Here is a 23,622-nt window from a genome sequence, read left to right as displayed (position 1 = left end):
GCCGCGGACCATCACTGCCGGTAGACCGGATCAGTGGCGTCCCTCCTGGAGCGGACCCAGCCGGGGTCGAGGCTGTCGGTGATGGCCTGTGCGCGGAACTCGTCGAAGACGACGACCCGGTCGGCGATGCGCCACTGGCCGCTGCGCCGTTCGAACCGGTCCACGTAGCGGCATCGGATGATGGCCAGTTCCTGCTCGGTCGCGCCGTCGACCGGCGCCTGTCTGAGGTAGCAGAGGCAGTAGGACTCGACCTCGGCCGCGTCGTCGCCGGTGAAGTCGATGAGCACGTTGCTGATGAAGTGCTGGGACGAGTCGATCGTGGTGTGCCGCCGACGGATGTCCTCGATCAGGCCGCTCACCGGCCCGTGGTAGCCGCCGTGGTTGTCGATGGCGTCGGGGAAGTAGCAGTCCCGGATGCCGTCGTAGTCGAGCCGGTCCACCGCCCTCGCGTAGCGGTAGAGCACCTGCTCGATGGCGACCCGATCGTCCGATGTGGTCATTCGCCGCTCCCTGCGTCGTTGAGCCGTTGTGCTGCTTCCTGCCCGGCGAGCCGACCGAGCACCAGGGCGTGAGCCACGGAATTCCCGCCGCCCACGTAGCGTTCCCCGAGGATTCCCCCGGCCGCTTCGCCCGCCGCGTACAACCCCGGAACGACGTGGCCGCCGATGTCGAGCACGCGGGCGCGGCTGTCGATGCGCAGGCCGGTGTGCGTGCACACCAGCTCCGCGGGGAGCATCCGGACCGCGTAGAACGGACCGGTTCCCACCGGTGGCAGCCGGGGGTCGACCTGCTTGGCGGCCAGCGACTCGTGCCGGAGGAAGTCCTCGTCGTGACCCCGCTCGAACAGCGCGTTGAACCGCTCGACGCTCCGGATGAGGTTGGCGGCCGGCACGCCGATCCGCGCGGCGAGTTCGGGCAGCGTGTCGGCGCACCGGACGACGCCTTTGCCGACCTCTTCGAGGACCCGGCCCGCCGCCCAGTCGGCGTAACCGGTCGGCAGGCCGGTGCGGGCCGCTTCGTCGAAGACCGCCCAGACGAATCCGCCGTGGTCCTTGAGGATTCCGGGACTGACCGCATAAGGGGCGTCCTCGTCCATGCACCGGTGGCCGTCGGCGTTGACGTGGATCCGGGACGCCGGCGGGAATCCGCTCTGCCAGTGGTGGAACCGCTGGAACTCGGCGGTGACCAGCAGCAGACCCCAGCCGTGTCCGAACAGCGACAGGTCGTGCCGCTCGGCCAGCGCGATGTGATCGCCCCGGCTGCCGGGGGCGGCGACGACGAACAGGCTGTCGCCGGCGATGCCGGCGTCCGGGAAGTACTCCCGCACCAGCTCGGGGTTCTGCGCCAGCCCACCGCAGGCCACGACGACGGAAGGCGCGGTGACCTCCGCGCCGTCGACGACCACCCCGCGCACCGCCGGCCCGTCGCGGAGCAGGTCGGTGGCGCGGCTGCCGAGCGCAAGATCGACCTTGAGCCGTCGGCGGGCGCGGTCCAGGGCCTGGACGAGCCCGTACCCCTGGTCCTTCGGCACGTGGCCGCGCCAGACGTCCTCGACGCCGGCGCGGGTCAACCCAGGCATGTGCGCGTTGCGGGACAGCTGGGCGGGGATCTCGACGCCGAGGTCGAGCAGCCAGTCGATGAGCGCGCTCGACTGCTCGCAGAACATCCGCGTCGGGCCGGGCAGCACGCGCCACTGGTTGAGGTCCATGTAGTGCTGGAACATGCGTTCCGGCGAGTCCTCGACACCCAGCGCCCGCTGCACGCCGGTGGCCGCGGCGGTCAGCATCCCGGCGGAGAGCTGCGTCGACCCGCCGATCTCGGCCTCGGATTCCAGCACCAGCACCCGCAGCCCGTGCTGCGCCGCCGATACCGCCGCCGCCAGCCCGGCGCCCCCGGCGCCGATGACGACGAGGTCGTAGTCGTAACCCATGGATCTACCTCAGATGTGTTGGGAGCCGCCGTCGACCGGGATCACCGCGCCGGTGATGTACCGCGCGCTGTCGGACAGCAGGAAGTACAGGGCGCCGAAGACCTCGATGGGCGCGCCGACCCGGTGCAGCGGCACGGTGCTGAGCGCGCGGTCGAGCGCCGCCGGGTCCTCCCGCACCCATCGCGTCATCTCGGTGTCGACGAAGCCGGGCGCGATCGCGTTGACCCGGATGTTGTCCGAGCCCAGTTCCACGGCCATGCAGCTGGTCAGGTGCCGCACGGCGGCCTTGGACGAGTTGTAGGCCGCGCGGGTGGCGCGCACCCGGACTCCGGCCACCGAGGCCATGTTGACGATCGCGCCGCCGCCGTGTTCGCGCATGTGCCTGGCGGCGGTCTGCGCGCCGTAGACGACGCCGTTGACGTTGACCTGGTAGGTGGAGGTGAGCTGCTCCGGCGGGATCTCGGTGAACTCGGCCTGCGGGAAGATCCCCGCGTTGTTGACCCAGAAGTCGACTCGACCGAACTCGTCGAGCCCGGCGCGCAGCAGGCCGTCGTGGCCGGCGGGGTCGGTGACGTCGGCGCGGTGGCCGACGACCCGCCCGCCGTCGGTGATCTGCCGGTTGACCTGCTCGGCGACCTCGGGCGCACCGGTGAGGTCACCGGCCACGACGTTGATGCCGCGCCGGGCGAGCTCGGTGGCGAAGACCGCGCCCATGCCGCGACCCGCACCGGTCACGACGGCGACCTTGCCGACGAGTTCGGGGTAGCTCGCGGCGATGGGGCTGTCGTCCGCGCGCGTCGGGTTGGCCTGGTCGTTCGGTGCCGTCATCGGGGATTCTCCAGGTGTTCGCAGGAAGAGGTGGTTCAGTCGCGGGTGACGACCCGCTCGGCGATCCGCCAGAGCCCGCCGTGGCGGACGAAGCTGTCGTCGATGGTGGTGACCCGGTCGATGGCCACCGCGTCGGAGCTCGTGGTCCGCACGATGAGCAGGTTGGCCTTGACGTGGCACTCGTCCGCGCTGATCTCGCGGTCGATGCAGACGTTGGTGACGATGTGGTGGGCTCGGGGGTTGTTCGCGGCGAAGGCGGCGGCGAACTCGGTGAGCGCTTCCCGTCCGCGGACGGGTTCGGGATAGGTGGGGGAGCGGAACACACCGTCGGGGGTGAAGGTCTCGGCCCACTGCCGGGCCGCGCCGCCGTCGATGGCGTGGGCCTGTTTTCCCAGCAGGTTCAGGATTTCGAGGAGTGCGCCGGTCATGAGGCGTCCTCGGCGAGCGCGGTGGTGATGCGGTGGTAGGTGCCGCCGGACACCAGGCCGCCGTCGACGACGAGCTCGGTGCCGTTGATGTAGGACGCCTCGTCGGAGAGCAGGAAGGCGACCGCCCCGGCGATCTCCTCGGGCGCGGCCACCCGGCCGGCGGGCACGGATCGGAGGCTCTCGTCGACGAACCGGTGGTCACCGGAATGCAGCAGGGGAGTGTCGACCAGCCCCGGGTGGACGGAGTTCACCCGGACGCCCTTGGCGGCGAATTCCAGGGAGCCCACTTTGGACAGCCCGCGCACACCCCACTTGCTCGCCCCGTAGGAAGCGGAGAAGTAGCCGACCATCCCGGCGATCGAGGACACGTTGACCACCGACGCGCCCCCGGCTCGCGCCAGCGAGCCCGAGAGGAACTTCATCCCGAAGAAGACGCTGGACAGGTTGATGTCTACGACCCGGCGCCAGTCGTCGACCGACGTCTCGGCGATGCCTTTCCGGAAGCTCACACCGGCGTTGTTCACCAAGCCGTGCAACGCCTTCCCGTCGAGCGCCGTCGCGAGTCCTCGCCACGCATCGGGATCGGCCACGTCGAGGTGGTGAGCCCGGCCGGTGCCTCCCGCCGCGGTGATTTCGTCGGCGACGGTGCGGGCGGCGGCCAGATCGATGTCGGCGAGCAGCACATCGGCGCCTTCCCGGGCGAGGCAGAGGGCCTCCGCCCGGCCCATGCCGCTTCCGGCGCCGGTCACCACGATCCGGCGATCGCGAAACCTGGCTGTCATAGTGCGAGTTCCCTTCCCTTGGTCTCCTTGAGGAAGAAGGAGGTGACGAGGCTGATCAGGGCGCAGGCGACGAAGTACCCGGCTGGGGCGAGTTTGTTGCCGGTCGAACTCACCAGCAGCGTCGCGACGAACGGCGCAGTGCCGCCGAGCAGCATGTTGGTCACGTTGTTGCCCAACGCGATTCCGCTGTACCGGAAGCGGGCCCGCAGCATCTCGGCGTACGTGGCGAACGAGACGCCGTTGACCACCGAGACGCAGATGAACAGCACGGCCGGGCCCAGGATCGCCAGCGGCGCCGGGCCGTCGGCCATCAGCATGAACATCGGCACCCCGAGCAGCACCCCGGCCGCGGATCCGCCGATGAACACCGGTTTGCGCCCGATCCGGTCACCGAGGTAGCCCGAGATCGGCAGGGTGATCACGCCCAGGACCATCGCGATGCAGGTCGCGGCGAAGGCGAACTGGGGCGAGCGCTGCCCGGCGGTCTGCAGGTAGGTCGCGGCGTAGACCGAGGCGATGTAGTAGCCGCCGGTGATCACCGCGCCGAGCAGGATGATGGTGAGGACCTGCCGCCACGCGGTCGAAAGCACCGCGAACAGCGGGACCTTCACGACCTCGCTCTGCTGCTGGACGTCCTCGAACTGCTCGGTCTCATCCAGCGAGTTGCGGATCCACAGCCCGACCACGCCGATGACCAGGCTCAGCAGGAACGGGATTCGCCAGCCCCAGGCCGCGATCTGCTCGGCCGACAGCCCCGTGGTCAGCGCGAGCGCCATCAGGGATGCGCACAGCGACCCGATGTAGGTGCCGGAGTTGACCATCGATGTCTGAAAGGCGCGCCACTTGGGCGGAGCGTGCTCGGAGACGAACGAGTTGGCGCCGCCGAGCTCACCACCGGCGGCGAAACCCTGCAAGCAGCGCGAGAGCGTCAGCAGCGCGGTCGCCCAGACGCCGAGCGTGGCGTAGGTGGGCAGCAGGCCCATCAGCGCGGTGGCCACCGCCATCAGCAGGATCGTCCAGGTCAGCGCCTTCTTGCGGCCGTACTTGTCGCCGATGTGGCCGAAGAAGATCCCGCCCGGCACGCGGAGGAAGAACGCCACGGCGAACGCGGCGAAGGTGCCGAGCAGCGCCGCGGTCGGATCGTCCTGGACGAAGAAGTGGGCGCTGACCATGGTCGCCATGTAGCCGTAGATGCCGAAGTCGTAGTACTCGACGACGGTGCCCAGGATGGCGGCGCGGATAACTTTGGCGTGCGACTGCGCAGGTCGCGCGCCCGCTTGGTCGGTGGCTGTGACGCCGTCGGTGGTGGAATTCGCCATTGAATGTCCTTCGGTGCGGCTCGTCCGGGACGAATGAGCGCAGTATGCTCAAATAGTGAGCGCGATGCTCACTAAATGGGAGTATATGGATCCGTCCCGTTCCTTGGCAACGGTCAACAGGCGCAACCGCGGGGCAGCACGAAGGTGGCCGCTCCAACTGCGTGCAGCGGCCCGGCGTCACGACCAGGACATCTGCCGTACGACAACACCAATCCGCTGGTGGTTCTCAGCATGATCGTCAACGGGGGATGTCGCGGAATCAGCAGACCGGGCCGATCGGTGAGCTGATCAGCGGGCTGACGGTGAAGGATCCAGCGAGTCGGACGCCGCTGGAGAGGTGCGCCGTCTCGTGCGCCCGCTCTTGCCGGAGGTCGGCACGAACCCGTTCGCGCACCTGCTGGATCCGCGCGCGAAACGGCGCTCTGCGTGAGGGCGGGGTGGCGATTTCGCGAAACCGCCACCCCGTCAGGCGCCGGGCGCATCCGGGGGAGCCTGTCCTCGGAGATTTTCTGGCGCGACCCCGCTGGCGGGATCGGGCTCGGTTCAGTCCGGCGCGTTGGCGGCGCGGAGGGTGCGCATGGCCTCGGCGAGGGCCGCCGAGTCGGCATTGCCGAGCGGGGCCAGGACCCGCTTGCGCAGGATCTCGGCGCACGCCGCGCGGGAGCGCTCGGCGATGTCGCGGCCGTGGTCGGTGAGGACCGCGTAGGTGACCCGGCGGTCGGCCTCGCACGGCTCGCGGCGGATCAGGTCGGCCTTGGCGAGGCGGTCGGCGACCTTGGTGAAGCCGCCGCTGCTCAGCGCCGCCTCGCGGGCGAGCTTGGTCATGGGCATCCGGTGGTCGGGCGTACGGACCAGGCGGAGCAGGATCTCGAAGGAGGCCGGTGGGAGCCCGAAGCGCTCGCCGATCTCGGCGTCGATGTGCTCCTGCGTGACGTGGTAGCCCTCGATCACCAGTCCCCACCAGGTGATGATCTCGTCGTCATCGGTGCACGGATCCGGGCCGGTCTTGCTGTTCACCGGGATGCTCCCTCCTGCGATTGCGGCCCCGCCAGTCTACCTGAAACAGCTCGCAAGGAAATCTCTTGCGGAGAAGATGCAGCACGAGTATTGTCTTCCATGGAAGAGATGAGCGACTGGTTCCGACGCAGCCGCCCAGCCCCTTGAACAGGAGTCAGACAGTGAGCACCCCCGTGAAGGTCAGCGTCATCTACTACTCGGCCACCGGAACCGGCACCGAGATCGCCAGCACCCTGGCCGCCGAGGCCGAGGCGGCCGGCGCAGAGGTGCGGGTGCGGCGTGCCCCGGAGCTGGCGCCCGACGCGGCGATCGACAGCAACCCGGCGTGGCGCGCCAACGTCGAGGCCACCAAGTCCATCCCCGAGGCCACCCCGGACGACGTGGTGTGGGCCGACGCGGTGCTGTTCGGCTCGCCGACCCGCTTCGGCAACATCGCCTCGCAGCTCAAGCAGTTCATCGACACCCTCGGCGGCCAGTGGGCGCAGGGGCAGCTGGCGGACAAGGTCTACAGCGGCTTCACCTCCAGCTCGACCGCGCACGGCGGCCAGGAGTCGACGCTGCTGGCGCTGTACAACACGTTCCACCACTTCGGCGGCATCGTGGTCGCCCCGGGCTACACCGATGGCGCGAAGTTCGCCGACGGCAACCCGTACGGCACCAGCCACGTCGACGCCCAGGGCGCGAACAAGGTCGACGACGTCACCCGCGCGGCGGCTGCCGTCCAGGCCAAGCGGGTCGTGACGGTCGCCAAGGCCCTCAAGGCCGGTGCCGACGCCTGATCGACCTCAGGCCCAGGAGTGAAGGGCGTCTCCCGTCGGGAGGCGCCCTTCACGCGTTCGACCGGGTCGCGGCGATGGCGGAGACGACGAGGCCGTCGCGGACCAGCCAGCGGCCGGTGAACGCCGTCAGCGGGCGGCCCGCCAGTTCCGCGCCCTCCTTGCGCAGGTGCGCGGTGAACGTTCCGGTGCCGAGTTCGAGCCGGGCGTCTTCGAAGCCGAGCCAGCGGCGGGTGATCGGATACCACGCCTTGTACACGGTTTCCTTGCAGCTGAACAGGATCCGGTCCCAATGCATGTCGGGTCGCGCCGCGGACAGCCGGACCAGTTCGGCGCGTTCCGCTTCCAGGGACACGACGTTGAGCACGCCGTCGGGCAGCGGGGCGTGCGGCTCGGCATCGATGCCGACGGTGTGCACCTGCTCGGCGCGCGCCACGACGGCGGCCCGGTAGCCGGCGCAGTGCGTGATGCTGCCGAGGATCCCGGCCGGCCACTGCGGCGCTCCGCGCTCGCCGCGCAGCAGGGGAGCGGGCGGCACGCCGAGCCGGCTCAGTGCCTGGCGCGCGCACCACCGCCCGGTAGTGAACTCCCGGCGGCGCTTGTCCCGGGCGCGCGCGATCAGCGCTTCCTCTTCAGGGAACAGGACCACGCCCGGTGGATCGGCGAAGGCTTCGGCGGAGCTGACCCCGGCGGGCAGCAGTTCCTCGATCACGAACGGCCTCCAGGACGCCTGCCCGCTCGCATCTCGGTGACGGGTCGGCCCGACCCGCTGGAAAGTTCCGGCTGCACCGGTCCACGGTAGCGCCGGGCGAACCGCCCGAGGCGCCCGCGGGTCGCGCGAAGGACCTCCGCCGGTGCGGATCCGATCACAATCCCAATCCGTGGAGTTGGGTTTACACGATCCGGGCGTCCGGTTACGGTCTTGGGCATGATCCGGACAGCGGCCCTGACGACACGAGGTTACGTGGACTTCGTGCGCGTGTCCTCCGCACTCTGTTGCCGGTAACGGTTTTCTCCGCTTCTTCGCGCGCGTCGTAGCGCGACCACCTACAGCTCCGCCGGAGCTCCCCCGCACAGCGTCTCCGCTGGTCGGCACCCGTGCGTGGTTTTTGTCGCCATAGCAGCAAAAAGTACGCACGGCACCTGAGCAGCGGAACCGGGGCTCCGGTGATCCTCCAGCACGGCCCATCCGTCGTGGCCGTGCTGCGCCCTCATGCCCTCCGGAGAGTGCAGATGACTGTATCCACCGAGCGCGCGCCCACCGGCGCGCCGACCGATCGAGACCCGATCCCCGTCGCCACCGTGCAAACGCGCACCGCGCGGCGCGAAAACCGCGTGCCCCGTTGGGTTTTCAAGCTGATCAGCCCCATCGCGCTGGTGGCGCTCTGGCAGGTCCTCAGCAGCACCGGGGTGCTCAGCGACGACACCCTCGCCTCGCCCGCCACGGTCGCCGGGACCGCCGTGGAGATGTGGGACGAAGGGCGGCTGCAGGAGGCGATCGCCGCCTCGCTGCAACGCGTCGGCGCAGGCCTGGTGGTCGGCGTCGTCGTCGCGATCGTGCTGGCGACCCTTTCCGGCCTGTTCCGCCGCGGCGAGGACCTCATCGACGCGCCGATGCAAATGCTGCGCACGGTGCCGGTGATCGGGCTCATCCCGCTGCTGATCATCTGGTTCGGCATCGGCGAGCAGCCCAAGATCGTGCTGATCGCGCTGGCCGTGACCTTCCCGCTGTACATGAACATCTACGGCGGCATCCGCAACGTCGACGCGGGCCTGGTGGAGGCGGCCAAGACGCTCGGGCTCGGCTGGTTCGCCCAGGTGCGGCACATCATCCTGCCCGCCGCGATGCCCAACGCGCTGGTGGGGCTGCGGTACTCGCTGGGTTCGGCCTGGCTGGCGCTGGTCTTCGGCGAGACGATCAACGCCACCGCGGGCATCGGCTACGAGATGAACATGGCCCGCGAGTTCTTCCAGACCGACGTGATCGTGGTCTGCCTGGTGCTGTACGCACTGCTCGGCCTCGTCGCCGACTTCATCGTCCGACTGCTGGAAAGGACCCTGCTGGCATGGCGACCGGCGTTCAGCGGAGCGTAGTGAAACCCGCCTCGGTGCGCGGCCTGAGCCGCCGCTTCGGCGACCGCACCGTGCTCGAAGACCTAGACCTGGACATCGAGCCCGGCCAGTTCGTGGCGTTGCTCGGCCCGAGCGGCTGCGGCAAGAGCACGCTGCTGCGGATCCTGGCCGACCTCGACCGCGAAGTGACCGGCGAGGTCGAGGTGGCCGTGCGGCGCGCGGTGGCGTTCCAGGCGCCGCGGCTGATGCCGTGGAAACGCGTGTGGCGCAACGTGATCCTCGGCCTGCCCGGCCGCCCGGATAAGAAGCGGGCGGTGGCCGCGCTGGAGGAGGTCGGCCTCGGCCACCGGGTGGACGTCTGGCCGAAGGTGCTTTCCGGCGGCGAGGCGCAGCGGGCGTCGCTGGCGCGTGCGCTGGTGCGCGAACCGGACCTGTTGCTGCTGGACGAGCCGTTCTCGGCGCTGGACGCGCTGACCCGCATCAAGGCGCAGCAGCTGGTCGGCGAGCTGTGGCAGCGCCACGGCTGCGCGATCTTGCTCGTCACGCACGACGTGGAGGAGGCGCTGCTGCTGGCCGACCGGGTGCTGGTGATGCGCGACGGCCGCATCGGCTACGACCAGGTGCTGGACCTGGACCGCCCGCGCGATGTCACCGACCCGGCCTTCCTGGCGCTGCGCGCGGAGTTGCTGTCCTGGCTGGGTGTCGGGACCGGAGAGGGGAGTTCGTCATGACCGTCGAGTTCATCGGGATGATCGGGGCGCAGCACGTCTCGGAGATCCACGCCGCGGACGGACCGGCGGTCAACCCGGCGTTCCTGCGGAAGTTCGCGCAGGCGCACGAGACGGCCGGGTTCGACCGGGTGCTGATCGGTTATGGGTCGAGCAGCCCGGAGAACACCCAGCTCGCCGCCTACGCCGCCGCGCACACCGAGCGGCTGGGCTTCCTGATCGCGCACCGCCCGGGCTTCGTGGCGCCGACGCTGGCGGCCCGCACCTTCGCCACCGCCGACCACCTCACCGGCGGCCGGATCGCGGTGCACATCATCACCGGCGGCAACGACGCGGACCAGCGCCGCGACGGCGACTACCTGGGCAAGGACGAGCGCTACGCACGCACCGACGAGTACCTGGACGTCCTCCGCCGGGTGTGGGCCGCCGAGGAACCGGTGAGCCACGAGGGCGCGCACTACCGCTTCGAGGACTACAACGCCGCCGTCCGCCCGGTGCGGCAGTCCGGGATCCCGCTGTACTTCGGCGGTTCGTCGGAGGCCGCTCTGCGGGTCGGCGGCAAGCACGCCGACGTCTTCGCGATGTGGGGCGAGCCGCTGGCAGAGACTGCGGAGCAGATCGCCGCGGTCCGGAAGGCTGCCGCAGAAGCGGGGCGGGCGGAACCGCCGCGGATCAGCGTGTCGTTCCGGCCGATCCTGGGCGCGACCGAGGAGCAGGCGTGGGAGCGGGCCCACCGCATCCTCGACCGGATCAACGCATCGCGCGGTGGCCTGGCGTCATTCACCGGGCCCAAGACGCTGAACCCGGGCCAGCAGGTCGCCAACGTCGGTTCGCAGCGACTCCTCGCCGCCGCAGCGGCGGGGGAGCTGCACGACCGTGCACTGTGGACACCCACGGCGGCGGCCACCAACGCGGCGGGCAACTCCACGGCGCTGGTGGGCACCCCGGAGACGGTGGCGGCGGCACTGCTGGACTACGTCGACATCGGCGTGACGACGCTGCTCATCCGCGGCTACGACCCGTTCGACGATGCGGTGGACTACGGCCGCGAGCTGATCCCGCTGGTCCGCCAGGAAGTCGCCCGCCGCGCCGCCGCGTGACCCTCGTCGATTTCGCGCGAAATCGACGCCTGCCAGGCGTGCCGAACGGCGATTTCGCGCGAAATCGCCATCAGCCAGTGCGCGGAGACACCAAGAGGAGAACACCATGACCACTGTCGCACCCGGGCGATCCGAGTTCGCCCGGTCGCTTTCCCCACGGCAGAACAGCTTCCCCGCCCGCCCGGTCTTCGACGACGTCGAGGACGAACGCCGGTTCCGCAAGCAGCGGCTGGCCGCGGCGCTGCGGATCTTCGGCAAGCTCGGCTACAGCGAGGGCGCCGCCGGGCACATCACGGTCCGCGATCCCGAACTGCCGGACCACTTCTGGGTCAACCCGCTGGGCCGGGCCTTCAGCCGGATCAAGGCGTCCGAGCTGCTGCTGGTCAACCACGAAGGCGAGATCGTGCACGGGGACCTCCCGGTCAACCAGGCCGCGTTCGCCATCCACTCGCAGATCCACCAGGCCCGCCCGGACGTCGACGCGGCCGCGCACAGCCACTCCATCTGGGGCAAGGCGCTCGCCGCGCTGGGCACCGAACTGCTGCCCATCTCGCAGGACAGCGCCCAGTTCTACGAGGACAACGTGATCGTGCCGGACTTCTCCGGGGTCGTGCTCGACCTGGAGGAGGGCCGCCGGATCGCCGCGACGCTCGGGCAGCGCAGGCTGGCGATCCTGGCCAACCACGGGCTGCTCACCGTCGGCCGCAGCCTGGAGGAGGCGGTGTCGCTGTACGTGGCCGCCGAGCGGAATTCGAAGGTGCAGGTCGTCGCCCAGGCGGCCGGGCAGCTGCAGCTGATCCCGCACGAGATCGCGCGGCACACCAGGCAGCAGTACCAGCAGCACCGAGACCCGGGCTGGGTGACCTTCGCCCCGCTCTTCGAAGAAATCGTGCACGAGCAGCCGGATCTGCTCGACTGAGACTGGAGACAACGGAGTGCGTACGACCAGAATCCTGGTGTCGGTGCTGGCCGCTGTGCTGCTCGCCGTGGCGGGCTGCGCCGGGAGCAGCGAGCCCAAGTCGCTGTCCGACGTGACCCTGGTGCTCGGCGACCAGGCCGGCGGGCTGCGAGCCAGGGTAGAAGCGTCCGGGGCGTTCGAGGACGCCCCGTACAAGATCCGCTGGGCCAACTTCCAAGGCGCGGCACCGCTTTTCGAGGCCATGCGCTCCGGAGACGTGGACACCGCGACCGCCGCGGACGCGCCCACCGTGCAGGCCATCGCCGGCGGCGTGCCGGCGCGACCGGCCGTCGCGACCGCGGCGTCCCCGTCATCGACGGCGATCATCGTGCCGCCGGGCTCGCCGATCCGCACCGTGGCCGACCTGCGCGGCAAGCACCTCGTGGTGTCCACCGCGCCGGGCAGCGTCTCGCACTACACCGCGCTCGGCGCGCTGGAGGAAGCCGGGCTGACGCAGCAGGACGTGCAGATCACCTTCAGCCTGCCGACCGACGCTCAGGCGGGCTTCAGCGCCGGGCACATCGACGCCTGGTCGACCTTCGACCCGTACCTGTCGATCGCGGAGCACGCCGGGGCCCGGGTGATCCGCGACGGCCAGGGCATCAACGGCCGCAACGGCATCCTGTCGGTGTCCACGGCGTCGGCTGCCGACCCGCTCAAGCGCGAGGCGCTGGCCGACGCGATGCGGCGGTTCGAGGCGGCGTGGCGGTGGAGCGACGAGAATCCCGAGGAGTACCAGCGCGTCTACGAGAAGCTGACGTCGCTGGAGCCGCCGGTGGCGCACCAGATCCTGACCCGGACCAAGCAGGAGGTCCGGCCGTTGACCGATGATGTGGTCGCCGATCTGCAGGCCGTGGCGGATCGCTATCTCCAGGCGGGCGTGCTGCGCGAGAAGGTGGACGTGGCGAAGGCCTGCGAGCGGGATCTGTACCCCGGCAAGTGAATCCTTGTTCTGTGCGAGAAGGTGGACGTGGCGAAGGCCTGCGAGCGGGATCTGTACCCCGGCAAGTGAATCCTTGTTCTGTTAAGAAGCGGCGGCAGCCGCTTGCGGTGTGAAACTCAACTTGCACCGCTGCGGGTTCTCAGGCGTCTTCTCGGGAGGACAGCCCCGGCGTGGTGTATTGGTCATACATGAGTCGGGGATCCCGGACCGAGAAGGCGTCTGAGGTTCCGCTACCTGCACCGCCACGCAAGCCGCTTTCGAAACAGTTCAGTGAGAGGAGCCTGAGATGACCCGGAACTGGGTGCCGGACGGGCCTTGCCGCGGCACCGTGGTGGTGCTGCCGGGCAGGGGCGAGAACCCCGCCGTCTACCAGCGCTTCGGCCGGCGGCTGTCCGCGGACGGCTACGCCGTGGTGGTGCCGGACCCGGACAGCGGTCCCGAGACGTGGTTCCGGCCCGGGGCGGCGCGATTCCTGGCCGGCACCGATGTCGGGGCGCTGCGCGCCTGGGCGCTCGCGCTGGAGGTCGAGGTGGACGGCCTGATCCTGGCGGGCACCCCGCTCGCGCAGGGGCAGCAGCCTGCCGACCGGGACGAAGAGATCGGGGTGCGCACGTCGTGCCCGGTGCACCGCGAACTGCTGGAGAACGACCCGGAGTTCCAGTGGGGCCGGTTGACCGGCGACGTCCCCGAGCCGCCGAAGCGGCTTCCGGACGTGCCGACCCTGCTGCTGCACGGCGACGCGGACACGCTCGCGCCGGTCGCCCCGGTGACCTCGCTGGCGGCCAAGCACCCGCAGAGCTCGGTGGCGGTGTTCAAGGACGGCGTGCACGACATCCTCAACGACAAGTTCCACCGGAGCGTGGCCGCGCGCATCGTGCTGTTCTGCGAGGAGGTCGCCAAGGGTGCGGTGCTGCTGCCCGAGACGCCGGCAGCGCCGCGGGCCCGCCGGTCGGCCCCGGTGCACATCTCGGCGCGCACCGACTATTCGGTGCGGGCGCTGCGCGACCTGGCGGGCAGCGGCCCCGAGCAGGTCAAGTGCGAGGTCATCGCCCGGCGGCAGGGCATCCCGCTGAACTCGCTGGTCAACCTGATGATCGAGCTGCGGCGGGCCGGGCTGGTCACCAGCCAGCGCGGATGCGACGGGGGCTACTCGCTGGCGCGACCGGCCGGCGAAATCACGATCGGCGAGGTTGTGCGCGCGGTGGAGGGTGGGGTTACCTCGGTGCACAACGATTCACCCGGCGCCGAGGTGTGGCGCGAACTCGGCCGGCAGGTCGGCGAGTTCCTCGACGGGGTGCCGCTGGTCGGCGATCGGTGAACAAGGAAGGATTCTGATGACCCAGCACGACGCGTTCCACCCCGATCTCTCGACCCGGGTGTCCGAGGAGCAGCGCCGCTCGCTGCGCACCCGGCTGCACCACGTCCGGGCCGCCGATCTGGACAACAAGACGGCGCAGACGGAAGGCATGCGGCGGCTCGCGGCGATCAGCGGCGACCTGGTCGGCTCGGAGCGGATCTGGATGGGCGAGACGCACGTCGGCCCGTCGACGGCCTCGGACAACCACCACCACGGCGAGTCGGAGACGGCGATCTACGTGGTCAGCGGTCACCCGGAGTTCGTCTTCCACGACGGCACCGAGGAGGTGCGGATCAAGACGGAGCCGGGCGACTACATCTTCGTGCCGCCGTTCGTCCCGCACCGCGAGGAGAACCCGGACCCGAACGACCCGGCGGAGGTGGTGATCGCCCGCAGCACGCAGGAGGCGATCGTGGTTAACCTCCCGGAGCTCTACCACCTGGAGCCGGGGGAGAGCTGACGCACGCGGGTGCTCGGGGCCGGCCCCGAGCACCCGCTCAGGACGCCGTCGTCACCTCGGTTCCGCGATGGCCGGGCTCCTCGCGGGCGACCAGCGCCGCTCCTGAATCGCCCCGGTGTTGACACCCGCCTGGTTCTTCACGAGGCTGGGCTCCGGGAACCGACTGGTCGGTATGCGTCGGTCCGGCAGGCGCAGTGCGGCGCGTAGGAGGCGTGGATGGGCATCGGGGAGCCGTTCGGGACGTTGCTGGTCGCGAACCGGGGCGAGATCGCATTGCGGGTCTTCCGCGCCGCGGCGGTGCTGGGCACCGGCACGGTCGGCGTGCACGCGGCGGATGACGCCGACTCGCTGCACGTGGCCCGCTGCGACGAGGCCGTGCCGCTGCCCGAGAATGGTGCCGCCGCCTACCTCGACGTCGCCGCGATCATCGAAGCGGCCCGCAAGACCGGCGCCCAGGCCATCCACCCCGGATACGGGTTCCTCTCGGAGAACCCCGCCCTGGCCAGGGCCTGTGCCGACGCGGGCATCGCGTTCGTCGGCCCGGACCCGAACGCGCTGGAACTCTTCGGCGACAAGGCGAAGGCCCGCGCGCTCGCCGGCGAACTGGAGATCCCGACGCTGCCCGGCACGGCGGTGGCGACGCTCGCCGACATGGAACGCTTCCTGGACACCCTCGAACCGGACCTCTCGCACGGGCGCAGCGCGGCGGTGATCAAGGCCGTCGCCGGTGGCGGCGGCCGGGGCATGCGCGTGGTGCGCGGCCGGGACGAGCTCGCCGAGGCGTACCGGGCCTGCGAGGCGGAGGCGCTCGCCGCGTTCGGCTCCGGAGAGCTCTACATCGAACGGCTGCTCACCGACGCGCGGCACATCGAGGTCCAGGTGATCGGCGACGGCCAGCGGGTCGCGCACCTCTGGGACCGCGACTGCAGCGTGCAGCGGCGGCACCAGAAGCTGATCGAGGTCGCGCCCGCCCAAGGACTCGACCGGCAGCTGCGGCAGAGCGTGCTGCAGGCCGCGACCCGGCTGGTCGGCGCCGCCGGCTACCGGGGCGTGGCGACCGTGGAATTCCTGGTCGGCGGCCAGGAGTTCTTCTTCATGGAGGTCAATCCGCGGCTGCAGGTGGAGCACACCGTCACCGAGGAGGTGCTCGGCCTGGACCTGGTGCGCAGTCAGCTGGAGATCGCCGCCGGCGCGAGTCTCGCCGACCTCGGTCTCGACCAGGATCGAGTGCCGTGCCCGCGCGGCAGCGCGATCCAGATCCGGCTCAACGCCGAGACGATGACCGCCGACGGGCAGGTCCTGCCGCAGTCGGGCGTCCTCGATCGCTTCGGGATGCCCGCGGGGCGCGGCATCCGCGTCGACACGGCCGGCTATCCGGGATACCGCACCAACCCGGGTTTCGACTCCCTGCTGGCCAAGGTCGTGGTGCACGACGCGGCGGGGTTCACGGCGGCCCGCAGGCTGGCGGTCCAGGCGCTCGACGAGCTGCAGATCACCGGCGTCGCCACGAACCTCCCGCTGCAGCAGGCGATCCTGCGCTCCGACGAGTTCGCCGCCGGACGCTGCTCGACGTCCTATGTGGATGGCAATCGAGCCGCGTTGCTGGAGGCCGCGCCGAACGCCGTGCCGGACGCGCCCCTCGGCGCCACCGTCGCGCCGATGAGCGGCTCGGTCGTCGCGGTGGAGGTGTCCCTCGGCGACGTGGTCGCGCGCGGGCAGGTCGTGATGGTGCTGGAAGCGATGAAGATGCAGCACGTCATCCGCGCGGAAAGCGGCGGCGCGGTGACGCAGGTCCGCTTCCGGGAAGGCGACGTGGTCGACGCCGGGGAACCGGTGGTGATCGTCTCCGGCAACGACGAGATCGGCGTCGCCGACCTCGCGGACGAGCGCATCGACCCCGACCACATCCGGCCCGACCTGGCCCGCGTGCTGGAGCGAAAGAGCCTGTGGGCCGATGAGAGCCGGCCCGAAGCGGTGCGCAAACGCCACTCGCGAGGCATGCGCACCGCGCGCGAGAACGTGGCCGACCTGGTCGACGAGGGTACTTTCACCGAGTACGGCGGCTTCGCCATCGCGGCGCAGCGCAAGCGCCGCGAGCTCGACGACCTGCTGCGCAACACGCCCGCCGACGGCATGATCACCGGCGTCGGCCAGGTCAACGGCGCGCAGTTCGGGCCGGAGCGCAGCACCTGCGCGGTGCTCGCCTACGACTACACCGTGCTGGCGGGCACGCAGGGCTACTTCAACCACCGCAAGACCGACCGGATCCTGGAGGTCGCGCGGCAGCGGCAGTACCCGGTGGTGCTGTTCGCCGAGGGCGGCGGCGGCCGGCCGGGCGACGTCGACATCCCCAAGGGCGGCGGACTGATCACCCCGTCGTTCCTGGCGCTGGGCGAGCTCAGCGGCAGGGTTCCGACGGTCGGCATCGCGGCGGGCCGCTGCTACGCGGGCAATGCCGCGCTGCTGGGCACCTGCGACGTGGTGATCGCGACCCGCGACGCCAACATCGGCATGGGCGGCCCGGCGATGATCGAGGGCGGCGGGCTCGGCGTGTTCGCCCCCGAGGAGATCGGCCCGATCGACGTGCAGACGGCCAACGGCGTGGTCGACGTGGCGGTCGACGACGAGGCGGAAGCGGTCGCGGTGGCCAAGCGCTACCTGTCCTACTTCCAGGGCGATGTCACGGACTACTCCGAGCCGGACCAGCGCGGACTGCGCCACGTGGTGCCGGAGAACCGCAAGCGCGCCTACGACGTGCACGCCGCGATCGACATCCTCTGCGACGAGGGCTCGATGCTGGAGCTGCGGCCGGAGTTCGGGCGCTGCACGATCACCGCGCTGGTGCGCATCGCGGGCCGGCCGATGGGGCTTATCGCGAACAACCCGATGGTGCTCGGCGGTGCGATCGACGCCGATGGCGCCGACAAGCTGGCGCGGATGCTGCAACTGTGCGAGGTGTTCGGGCTGCCGGTGGTTTCGCTCTGCGACACACCGGGATTCATGGTCGGCCCGGAGTCGGAGAAGACGGCGACGGTGCGGCACTTCGGCCGGATGTTCGTGCACGGTGCGCGCCTGACGGTGCCGATGGCGACGGTGGTGCTGCGCAAGAGCTACGGTCTCGGCGCGATGGCCATGGCAGGCGGCACGATGACTAAACCGGCGCTGACGGTGGCGTGGCCGAGCGGCGAGGTCGGCGGCATGGGTCTGGAAGGCGCGGTGCGCCTGGGCTTCCGCCGCGAGCTGGAGGCGATCGCCGACCCGGAGCAGCGCCAGCAGCGCTACGAAGAGCTGGTGGCCCAGATGTACGAAACGGGCAGCGCGATCAACACGGCGATGCACCTGGAGATCGACGACGTCATCGACCCGGCCGACACCCGGGACCTCCTGCTCCGAGCCCTCCCACCGGTCGCGCGAGCGGGCTGGACCAACCCCCAGGCCCGAGCCATCGTCGACGCCTGGTAACGGCTTTGGACGGGTGCCGTGAGTGCTTTGGTCGCTGTAGAGGCTGTTTTGAAGGTCTGGCTGAAGCGAACGGACCGTTCGTCTCGCCTATCGAGGTGAACAGTCCGTTCGCTCCACCCCATCAGCCTGGGGCCTGCGCATGCTGAATGGAGTGAACGGACCGTTTATCCCGTCTATCGAGGTGAACGGTCCGTTCACTTGACCCCGGCTGGCGGGGCGGAACCAGGTCGCTCGCTGGGGCTGCCCGCGGAAACCTCCAGGTAGGCCGAGTTCCCAAACAGCCTCTATAGCACCGAAAAGCACTCACGGCACCCGACCTGGCCACACAATCCGCTAGCCGTAGCCTTCGGCTACTGCTCCTCTTGCGTCCTGAGCTCGCGGAGTTCCCGAAGGGCGTCGGTCGCCTTGGCGACGAGTTTTGCGAGGCCCGCCTCGGTGGTGAAGAGATCGAAGCCGGACTGACCGCCGATCTCGAACTCGACTTCGTCCTGGCAGACCGTATAGCTGGTCGAGCACTCGTGCATGCTGACCCAGGTGCCTACCTTGGTTCCGCTCATGGTCCGCTCCTTCGCTTCTGCGGCTCGCTGACACCGCCGCGACCTGGCCTTGTATCGTCGAGCCCTGCTTTGACCGGCGGATCCGACGTTGCCCTTGAAATCAAACAGTTCGGAATCGATACGGGCAACGCGACGGGCAGGGCACTTCTTGGGCTCTGATGACGTTTCCGCCATCGTTGCAGGGCCATCCGGGCCTGGTTTATCCCGACCTGTTGGGAGAAGCTCGCTACGTGGACGACCGGGACGCCGTCGACACGTTTCGCCGCACGTGGCGTCACGTGCTCGGCGCTGCGGCGTCGGCCGACCGGTCATTGCAACTGATCCGTGAGGCGAGGAAGAAACAAGGTGGCAAACAGTAGTCAGTTCACAGGTTGGCGGAAGTCGAGCCGCAGCAACGAAACGCACAACTGCGTTGAGATCGGATTTGCGCCGGGCCTCGTCGGAGTTCGCGACACCAAGGATCGTGATGGTGGAACGTTGGCCTTCGGCCAGTCTGCCTGGCTCGACTTCGGCGCCAAGCTCCGCTCCGGTGCGTTCGACGAGCGTTGATGCGGGTGTGCGGGGCGTCGGCAGAGGACGCCCCGCACACCTGAGGCTCACTCTGCGGAGACGACGGCGATGAGGTCGCCTTCGTTGACCGCGTCGCCTTCGGCGACCGCCACGCGGGTCACCACCCCGTCGGTTTCGCTGAGCACCGGGATCTCCATCTTCATCGACTCCAGGACGGCCAGCTCCTGGTCGGCTTTGACCGCCGTGCCCTCGGTCACCAGCACCTTCCAGACGTTGGCGACCATTTCGGCCTTGATCTCCATGTTGTTCCCTTCAGATCAGCGGGCGGCGATGATCCGGTCGACCACGCCGGTGTCGTAGTTCCCGGCGACGAACTCCGGGGCGTCCAGCACTTCGGCCAGGAACGGCAGGTTGCACTTCGGGCCCCGCACGACGAACTCCTCGACCGCCCGCCGCGCCCGTGCCAGGGCGTCCGCGCGGTCGGCGCCGTGCACCACGATCTTCGCCAGCAGCGGGTCGAAGTGCGGGCTCACCTCGGTGTTCGCCGCGTAGCCCGACTCGACCCGCACCCCGGCCGGCTCGGTCCAGCCGGTGATCCGCCCGGGCCGGGGCAGGAAGCGGACCGGGTCCTCGGCGTAGAGCCGCAGCTCGACGGCATGCCCGCGCGGTGCGGGGAAGTCCGCCGGAACGTCCGCCCCCGCGGCGATCCGCAGCTGGAGCTCCACCAGGTCCACGCCGTGCACCTCCTCGGTGATCGGGTGTTCGACCTGCAGCCTGGTGTTCACCTCCAGGAAGAAGAACTCCCCGGTGCCGGGATCGAGCAGGAACTCCACGGTGCCCGCGTTGCGGTACCCGACGCTCTCGGCCGCCCGGACCGCAGCCGCGCACAGCCGGGCGCGCAGCGAATCATCCACGGCCGGGGAAGGGCATTCCTCCACGACCTTCTGGTGCCGCCGCTGCACCGAGCAGTCCCGCTCGCCGAACGCGCGCACCGAGCCGTCGGGCATGCCGACGACCTGCACCTCCACGTGCCGGGCGCGCGGCACGTACCGCTCCAGCAGGATCCGGGCGTCGCCGAACGCGCTCCCGCCCCGCGACAGCGCGGTCCGCACCGCGCGTTCCAGGGACGCGGCATCGCGAGCGACGCCCATCCCGATACCGCCGCCACCCGAAACCGCCTTGACCATCAACGGAAAACCCAGCTCCGAAGCGGCGGCGTCGGCTTCGGCGGCCGACGCGATCCCGGAACTGCCCGGCAGCACCGGAACCCCGGCCGATGCCATGTGCGCCCGCGCCGCCGCTTTGTCGGCGAGCAGCTCCATCGCCTCCGGCGACGGACCGACCCAGACCAGGCCCGCTGCCGCGCAGCGGCGCGCGAAATCCGGATTCTCCGACAGGAAGCCGTAGCCCGGATGCACCGCCGTCGCCCCGGTCTTCCGCGCCACCGCGAGGATCGCCTCCGCCGAGAGGAAGTCGCGCGGCGCGTCCAGCGGGACCGCCTCGTCGGCTTCGGCGACGTAGGGCAGCCCGGTGTCCACTTCGGAATGGATCGCGATGGTCCGCACCCCGAGCCGGCGGGCGGTCCGGATGATCCGCCGCGCGATCTCGCCCCGGTTGGCCACCAGCAGGCCGTCGATCACGAGGCCCTCCCCGTGACGTCGTCCCGGCGCAGCGCGCTGATCCGCTCCGCCGAGTACCCGAGTTGCGCCAGCACCTCGTCGGTGTGCTCGCCCAGCCCCGGCGGGCGTTCGGGGGAGCGGGCCGGGGTGTCGGCCAGCCGCAGCGCCGGGCCGGGCAACGTCGCGTGCACGCCGTCGCGCAACGGCACCTCCACCGCGATGCCCCGGGCCTGGACCTGCGGATCCGACACCAGATCGGCCACCGACTGCACCGGCCCGCACACCACCCCGTCGGCCTGCAGCGCCGCCACGACCTCGGCCTTCGTGCGGCCGCGGGTCCACGCGACGACCTGCGCGTCGATCCGCTCGCGCTCCCGCACCCGCCAGCCGCTGTCGGCCGCCTCCTGCTCCGCCCACTCCGGGTGGCCGAGAAGGGTGCTGAAGGACTCCCACATCTTCGGCGTGATCGGCGCGATGTACACCCAGCCGTCGCCGGCCGGGTACAGCCCGGAGTAGTTCGTCGGCAGCGCCGAACCCCACCGCGTCGGCTCGCCGATGCCCGCCGCCGCGACCGAGAGGTGGTGCGCCAGCAGCGGGACCATCGAATCCAGCATGCCCACGTCGATCAGCTGGCCCCGGCCGGTGCGTTCCCGCGCCAGCAGGCCGAGCATGGCCGCCATCGCCGCCTGCATGCCGGTGACGTTGTCGGCGACGAACGGCCCGGCGATGGTCGGCGCGCCCTCGGGCTCGCCGGTCATGTCGGCCAGCCCGCTCATCGCCTGGATGATGCCGTCGTAGGCCACCCACGACGAATACGGCCCGGTGCGGCCGAATCCGGTGATGTGCACCATCACGGTCCGCGGGTTGATCCGGTGCACCTCGTCGAAACCGAAACCGAGCCGGTCCGGTACGCCGTTGGCGTAGTTGGTCACCAGCACGTCGGCCCGGCCGATCAGCTCGTGCAGGACCTCCTTGCCCTGCTCGCTGCGCAGGTCGAGGGCGATGGCGCGCTTGTTGCGGTTGTTCGCGGCGAAGTAGAGGCTGTCGCCGTCGTGGACCGGCTGGGCGCGGCGGCCCATCTCGCCGTCCGGCGGCTCGACCTTGATCACCTCGGCCCCGTGGTCGGCGAGGATCTGGCAGCACTGCGGTCCGGCGATGTAGTGCGCGATCTCCAGCACGCGCACCCCGCTCATGGCGCTGATCATCACGTCACCCCCGGAAATGCCAGGTCGAAGGGCCTGCGGCGCGCAGCGGTGCGGCCAGTTCGGCGAACTCGCACAGGAGCGGTCTCGTGTCGCGGGGATCGATGATCTCCTCGATGTTGAACGCCTCCGCCGTGCGGAACGGGGAGCGGATCGCGTTCATCTTCTCGGTGATCTCGTCCAGCAGCGCCTGCCGGTCCTCGGCGGCGTCCAGGTCGGCCCGGTACGCGGCCTCGACGCCGCCCTCGATGGGCAGGGAGCCCCAGTCCGCCGACGGCCACGCGTAGCGGTAGTGCACCCGCGCGGCGTTGGTGTGCGCGGCACCCGCGACGCCGAAGACCTTGCGCAGGATCACCGACGCCCACGGCACCTTCGCCTGGTAGACGGCGTTGAGCGCGCGCACGCCGTAGCGCATGGTGCCCGCCTTCTCGGCCTCCACGCCGATGACGAAGCCGGGCTGGTCCACCAGGTGCACCACCGGCAGGTGGAACGTCTCGGCGAGGTCCACCAGCCACTCGATCTTGCGGCTGGAGTCGGCGGTCATGCCGCCGCCGTAGACCATCGGGTCGCTGGCCAGCACCGCCACCGGCCAGCCGTTCAGCCGCGCCAGGCCGCCGACCGCCGACCGGCCGAAACCCCTGCCCAGCTCCAGGAACGAGCCCTGGTCGACCACGGCGTTGATGATCGGGCGGATGCGGTAGGGGCGGCGCCGGTCGCGGGGGATGGCCTCGATCAGCCAGTCCTCGCGGCGCTCTGTGTCGTCGCCGCACTCCGCGCGCGGCGGCAGTTGGTGCACCGACGGCGGCAGGTAGGACAGGAAGCGGCGGGTGCGGTCGAAGGCCTCCTTCTCGGAGTCGACCACGTCGAACACCACGCCGTTGCGGCCGTGGATGTCGCTGCCGCCCAGCTCTTCCTTTGTGACGGCCTGTCCCAGCCGCGCCACCAGCGGTGGCCCGGCGGCGAAGACCTGCGAGATGCCGCGCACCATCACCGAGTAGTGGCTGGCGGCCACCCGCGCGGCGCCGAGCCCGGCGACCGAGCCCAGGGCCAGCGCAACCACCGGGATGGTGCCCAGGTTCGCCGCGACCCACTCCCAGCCCGGGTTGGCCGGGACGTAGGTGCGGCCGATGGTCTCCAGCGAGCGGATCGACCCGCCGCCGCCGGTGCCGTCGACCAGCCGCACCAGCGGGATCTGCAGCTCGTTGGCCAGCTGCTCGGCCATGATCTGCTTCTCCCGGATCGAGGCGTCCGACGCGCCGCCGCGCACCGTGAAGTCGTCGCCGCCGACCACGACCGGCCTGGCGTCCAGCCGCCCGCGGCCGAACACGAAGTTCGCGGGCTGGAACGCGCCGTCCGGCTGGAACTTCCCGGCGATGCCGCCGATCTCGTGGAAGCTGCCGGGATCCAGCAGCTCGTCGATGCGTTCCCGGACGGTCAGCTTGCCGTGGTCGTGCTGCCGCTTGACCTTCTCCGGCCCGCCCATGCGCTGCGCGAGCTCCTCGCGCCGCCGCAGTTCGTCGATTTCCGGCTGCCAGGACAATGTCCCTCCAAAGTGGTCACGTGGATCGGTCGG

The 23,622-nt window shown here is 70.5% G+C and carries 23 protein-coding genes and 1 pseudogene; 11 read left to right on the top strand and 13 right to left on the bottom strand.

The features are described 5' to 3' along the window. Positions 1-11: 11 nt before the first annotated feature. From E1288_RS14010 to E1288_RS13980, 7 genes are all read right to left on the bottom strand, one after another. Positions 12-500 carry a nuclear transport factor 2 family protein gene (locus E1288_RS14010; RefSeq protein WP_132485050.1) on the bottom strand — a complete coding sequence of 163 codons (489 nt, stop codon included), beginning with the start codon at positions 498-500 and terminating at the stop codon, positions 12-14. After that, positions 497-1,930, bottom strand: coding sequence for an FAD-dependent oxidoreductase (locus E1288_RS14005; RefSeq protein WP_132485048.1), 1,434 nt, complete (start codon positions 1,928-1,930; stop codon positions 497-499). The genes E1288_RS14010 and E1288_RS14005 overlap by 4 nt, the downstream gene beginning before the upstream one ends. 9 nt (positions 1,931-1,939) lie before the next feature. Further along, on the bottom strand, positions 1,940-2,758 hold the full coding sequence (locus E1288_RS14000) for an SDR family NAD(P)-dependent oxidoreductase (RefSeq protein WP_132485046.1): 819 nt from the start codon (positions 2,756-2,758) through the stop codon (positions 1,940-1,942). 35 nt (positions 2,759-2,793) lie between these two features. After that, positions 2,794-3,186, bottom strand: coding sequence for a nuclear transport factor 2 family protein (locus E1288_RS13995; RefSeq protein ID WP_132485044.1), 393 nt, complete (start codon positions 3,184-3,186; stop codon positions 2,794-2,796). After that, complete coding sequence (locus E1288_RS13990) at positions 3,183-3,968, bottom strand: SDR family NAD(P)-dependent oxidoreductase (protein WP_132485042.1); 786 nt, start codon at positions 3,966-3,968, stop codon at positions 3,183-3,185. The genes E1288_RS13995 and E1288_RS13990 overlap by 4 nt, the downstream gene beginning before the upstream one ends. Further along, entirely contained in the window at positions 3,965-5,287 is a 1,323-nt protein-coding gene (locus E1288_RS13985) for an MFS transporter (protein WP_132485040.1), read from the bottom strand. The genes E1288_RS13990 and E1288_RS13985 overlap by 4 nt, the downstream gene beginning before the upstream one ends. 543 nt (positions 5,288-5,830) lie before the next feature. Continuing rightward, positions 5,831-6,304, bottom strand: coding sequence for a MarR family winged helix-turn-helix transcriptional regulator (locus E1288_RS13980; RefSeq protein WP_132485038.1), 474 nt, complete (start codon positions 6,302-6,304; stop codon positions 5,831-5,833). A gap of 161 nt (positions 6,305-6,465) precedes the next feature. On the opposite strand from E1288_RS13980, the gene wrbA reads away from it, so the two are divergent. Continuing rightward, the gene (gene wrbA, locus E1288_RS13975) at positions 6,466-7,083 is read left to right on the top strand and encodes an NAD(P)H:quinone oxidoreductase (protein ID WP_132485036.1); all 618 of its coding nucleotides are present in this window, start codon (positions 6,466-6,468) and stop codon (positions 7,081-7,083) included. A 49-nt stretch (positions 7,084-7,132) separates the two neighbouring features. On the opposite strand, the gene E1288_RS13970 is transcribed toward wrbA, so the two are convergent. After that, a complete protein-coding gene (locus E1288_RS13970; RefSeq protein ID WP_132485034.1) occupies positions 7,133-7,792 on the bottom strand; it encodes a 4'-phosphopantetheinyl transferase family protein in 660 nt (219 codons plus the stop codon). Positions 7,793-8,313: 521 nt separating this feature from the next. Between E1288_RS13970 and E1288_RS13965 the strand changes: the two genes are divergently transcribed. The 8 genes from E1288_RS13965 to E1288_RS13930 all read left to right on the top strand — a co-directional run bounded on the left by E1288_RS13965 (position 8,314) and on the right by E1288_RS13930 (position 18,161). Beyond that, positions 8,314-9,174: an ABC transporter permease gene (locus tag E1288_RS13965; protein ID WP_132485032.1), complete on the top strand. Its 861-nt coding sequence runs from the start codon at positions 8,314-8,316 to the stop codon at positions 9,172-9,174. Next, on the top strand, positions 9,147-9,884 hold the full coding sequence (locus E1288_RS13960; RefSeq protein ID WP_132485030.1) for an ABC transporter ATP-binding protein: 738 nt from the start codon (positions 9,147-9,149) through the stop codon (positions 9,882-9,884). The genes E1288_RS13965 and E1288_RS13960 overlap by 28 nt, the downstream gene beginning before the upstream one ends. Continuing rightward, complete coding sequence (locus tag E1288_RS13955) at positions 9,881-10,981, top strand: LLM class flavin-dependent oxidoreductase (RefSeq protein WP_132485028.1); 1,101 nt, start codon at positions 9,881-9,883, stop codon at positions 10,979-10,981. Before E1288_RS13960 ends, E1288_RS13955 begins: the two co-directional genes overlap by 4 nt. A gap of 106 nt (positions 10,982-11,087) precedes the next feature. Further along, entirely contained in the window at positions 11,088-11,900 is an 813-nt protein-coding gene (locus E1288_RS13950; protein WP_132485026.1) for a class II aldolase/adducin family protein, read from the top strand. A 16-nt stretch (positions 11,901-11,916) separates the two neighbouring features. Next, positions 11,917-12,882, top strand: coding sequence for an ABC transporter substrate-binding protein (locus E1288_RS13945; RefSeq protein ID WP_165968105.1), 966 nt, complete (start codon positions 11,917-11,919; stop codon positions 12,880-12,882). Positions 12,883-13,168: 286 nt separating this feature from the next. Then, on the top strand, positions 13,169-14,200 hold the full coding sequence (locus E1288_RS13940; protein WP_132485022.1) for an Rrf2 family transcriptional regulator: 1,032 nt from the start codon (positions 13,169-13,171) through the stop codon (positions 14,198-14,200). A gap of 16 nt (positions 14,201-14,216) precedes the next feature. Then, a complete protein-coding gene (locus E1288_RS13935; RefSeq protein WP_132485020.1) occupies positions 14,217-14,699 on the top strand; it encodes a cupin domain-containing protein in 483 nt (160 codons plus the stop codon). A gap of 216 nt (positions 14,700-14,915) precedes the next feature. Continuing rightward, positions 14,916-18,161 (top strand): acetyl-CoA carboxylase family protein, encoded by a 3,246-nt coding sequence (locus tag E1288_RS13930; protein ID WP_132485018.1) that lies wholly within the window; start codon positions 14,916-14,918, stop codon positions 18,159-18,161. A 350-nt stretch (positions 18,162-18,511) separates the two neighbouring features. Here E1288_RS13930 and E1288_RS13925 read toward each other — a convergent pair whose 3' ends face one another. Further along, the gene (locus tag E1288_RS13925; RefSeq protein ID WP_132485016.1) at positions 18,512-18,718 is read right to left on the bottom strand and encodes a hypothetical protein; all 207 of its coding nucleotides are present in this window, start codon (positions 18,716-18,718) and stop codon (positions 18,512-18,514) included. Positions 18,719-18,837: 119 nt separating this feature from the next. On the opposite strand from E1288_RS13925, the pseudogene E1288_RS46910 reads away from it, so the two are divergent. Beyond that, positions 18,838-19,077: pseudogene (locus E1288_RS46910) on the top strand (Scr1 family TA system antitoxin-like transcriptional regulator); the annotation flags it as partial. Beyond that, entirely contained in the window at positions 19,064-19,267 is a 204-nt protein-coding gene (locus E1288_RS13920) for a DUF397 domain-containing protein (protein ID WP_132485014.1), read from the top strand. The pseudogene E1288_RS46910 and the gene E1288_RS13920, both read left to right, overlap by 14 nt. 47 nt (positions 19,268-19,314) lie before the next feature. On the opposite strand, the gene E1288_RS13915 is transcribed toward E1288_RS13920, so the two are convergent. The 4 genes from E1288_RS13915 to E1288_RS13900 are packed head-to-tail and all read right to left on the bottom strand — an operon-like array spanning position 19,315 to position 23,589. Beyond that, positions 19,315-19,530 carry a biotin/lipoyl-binding carrier protein gene (locus E1288_RS13915; RefSeq protein WP_132485012.1) on the bottom strand — a complete coding sequence of 72 codons (216 nt, stop codon included), beginning with the start codon at positions 19,528-19,530 and terminating at the stop codon, positions 19,315-19,317. Between the two features lie 15 nt (positions 19,531-19,545). Then, positions 19,546-20,868: an acetyl-CoA carboxylase biotin carboxylase subunit gene (locus tag E1288_RS13910; RefSeq protein ID WP_132485010.1), complete on the bottom strand. Its 1,323-nt coding sequence runs from the start codon at positions 20,866-20,868 to the stop codon at positions 19,546-19,548. Beyond that, positions 20,865-22,040, bottom strand: coding sequence for a CaiB/BaiF CoA transferase family protein (locus tag E1288_RS13905; protein ID WP_165968103.1), 1,176 nt, complete (start codon positions 22,038-22,040; stop codon positions 20,865-20,867). The genes E1288_RS13910 and E1288_RS13905 overlap by 4 nt, the downstream gene beginning before the upstream one ends. Positions 22,041-22,056: 16 nt before the next feature. Next, complete coding sequence (locus E1288_RS13900) at positions 22,057-23,589, bottom strand: acyl-CoA carboxylase subunit beta (RefSeq protein ID WP_132485006.1); 1,533 nt, start codon at positions 23,587-23,589, stop codon at positions 22,057-22,059. Positions 23,590-23,622 lie beyond the last annotated feature (33 nt).

It is taken from the genome of Saccharopolyspora elongata (assembly GCF_004348985.1).
GTDB lineage: Bacteria > Actinomycetota > Actinomycetes > Mycobacteriales > Pseudonocardiaceae > Saccharopolyspora > Saccharopolyspora elongata.
The sequence above is the reverse complement of the archived record's forward strand: the minus strand, read 5'-3'. Positions and strand labels throughout refer to the sequence as shown.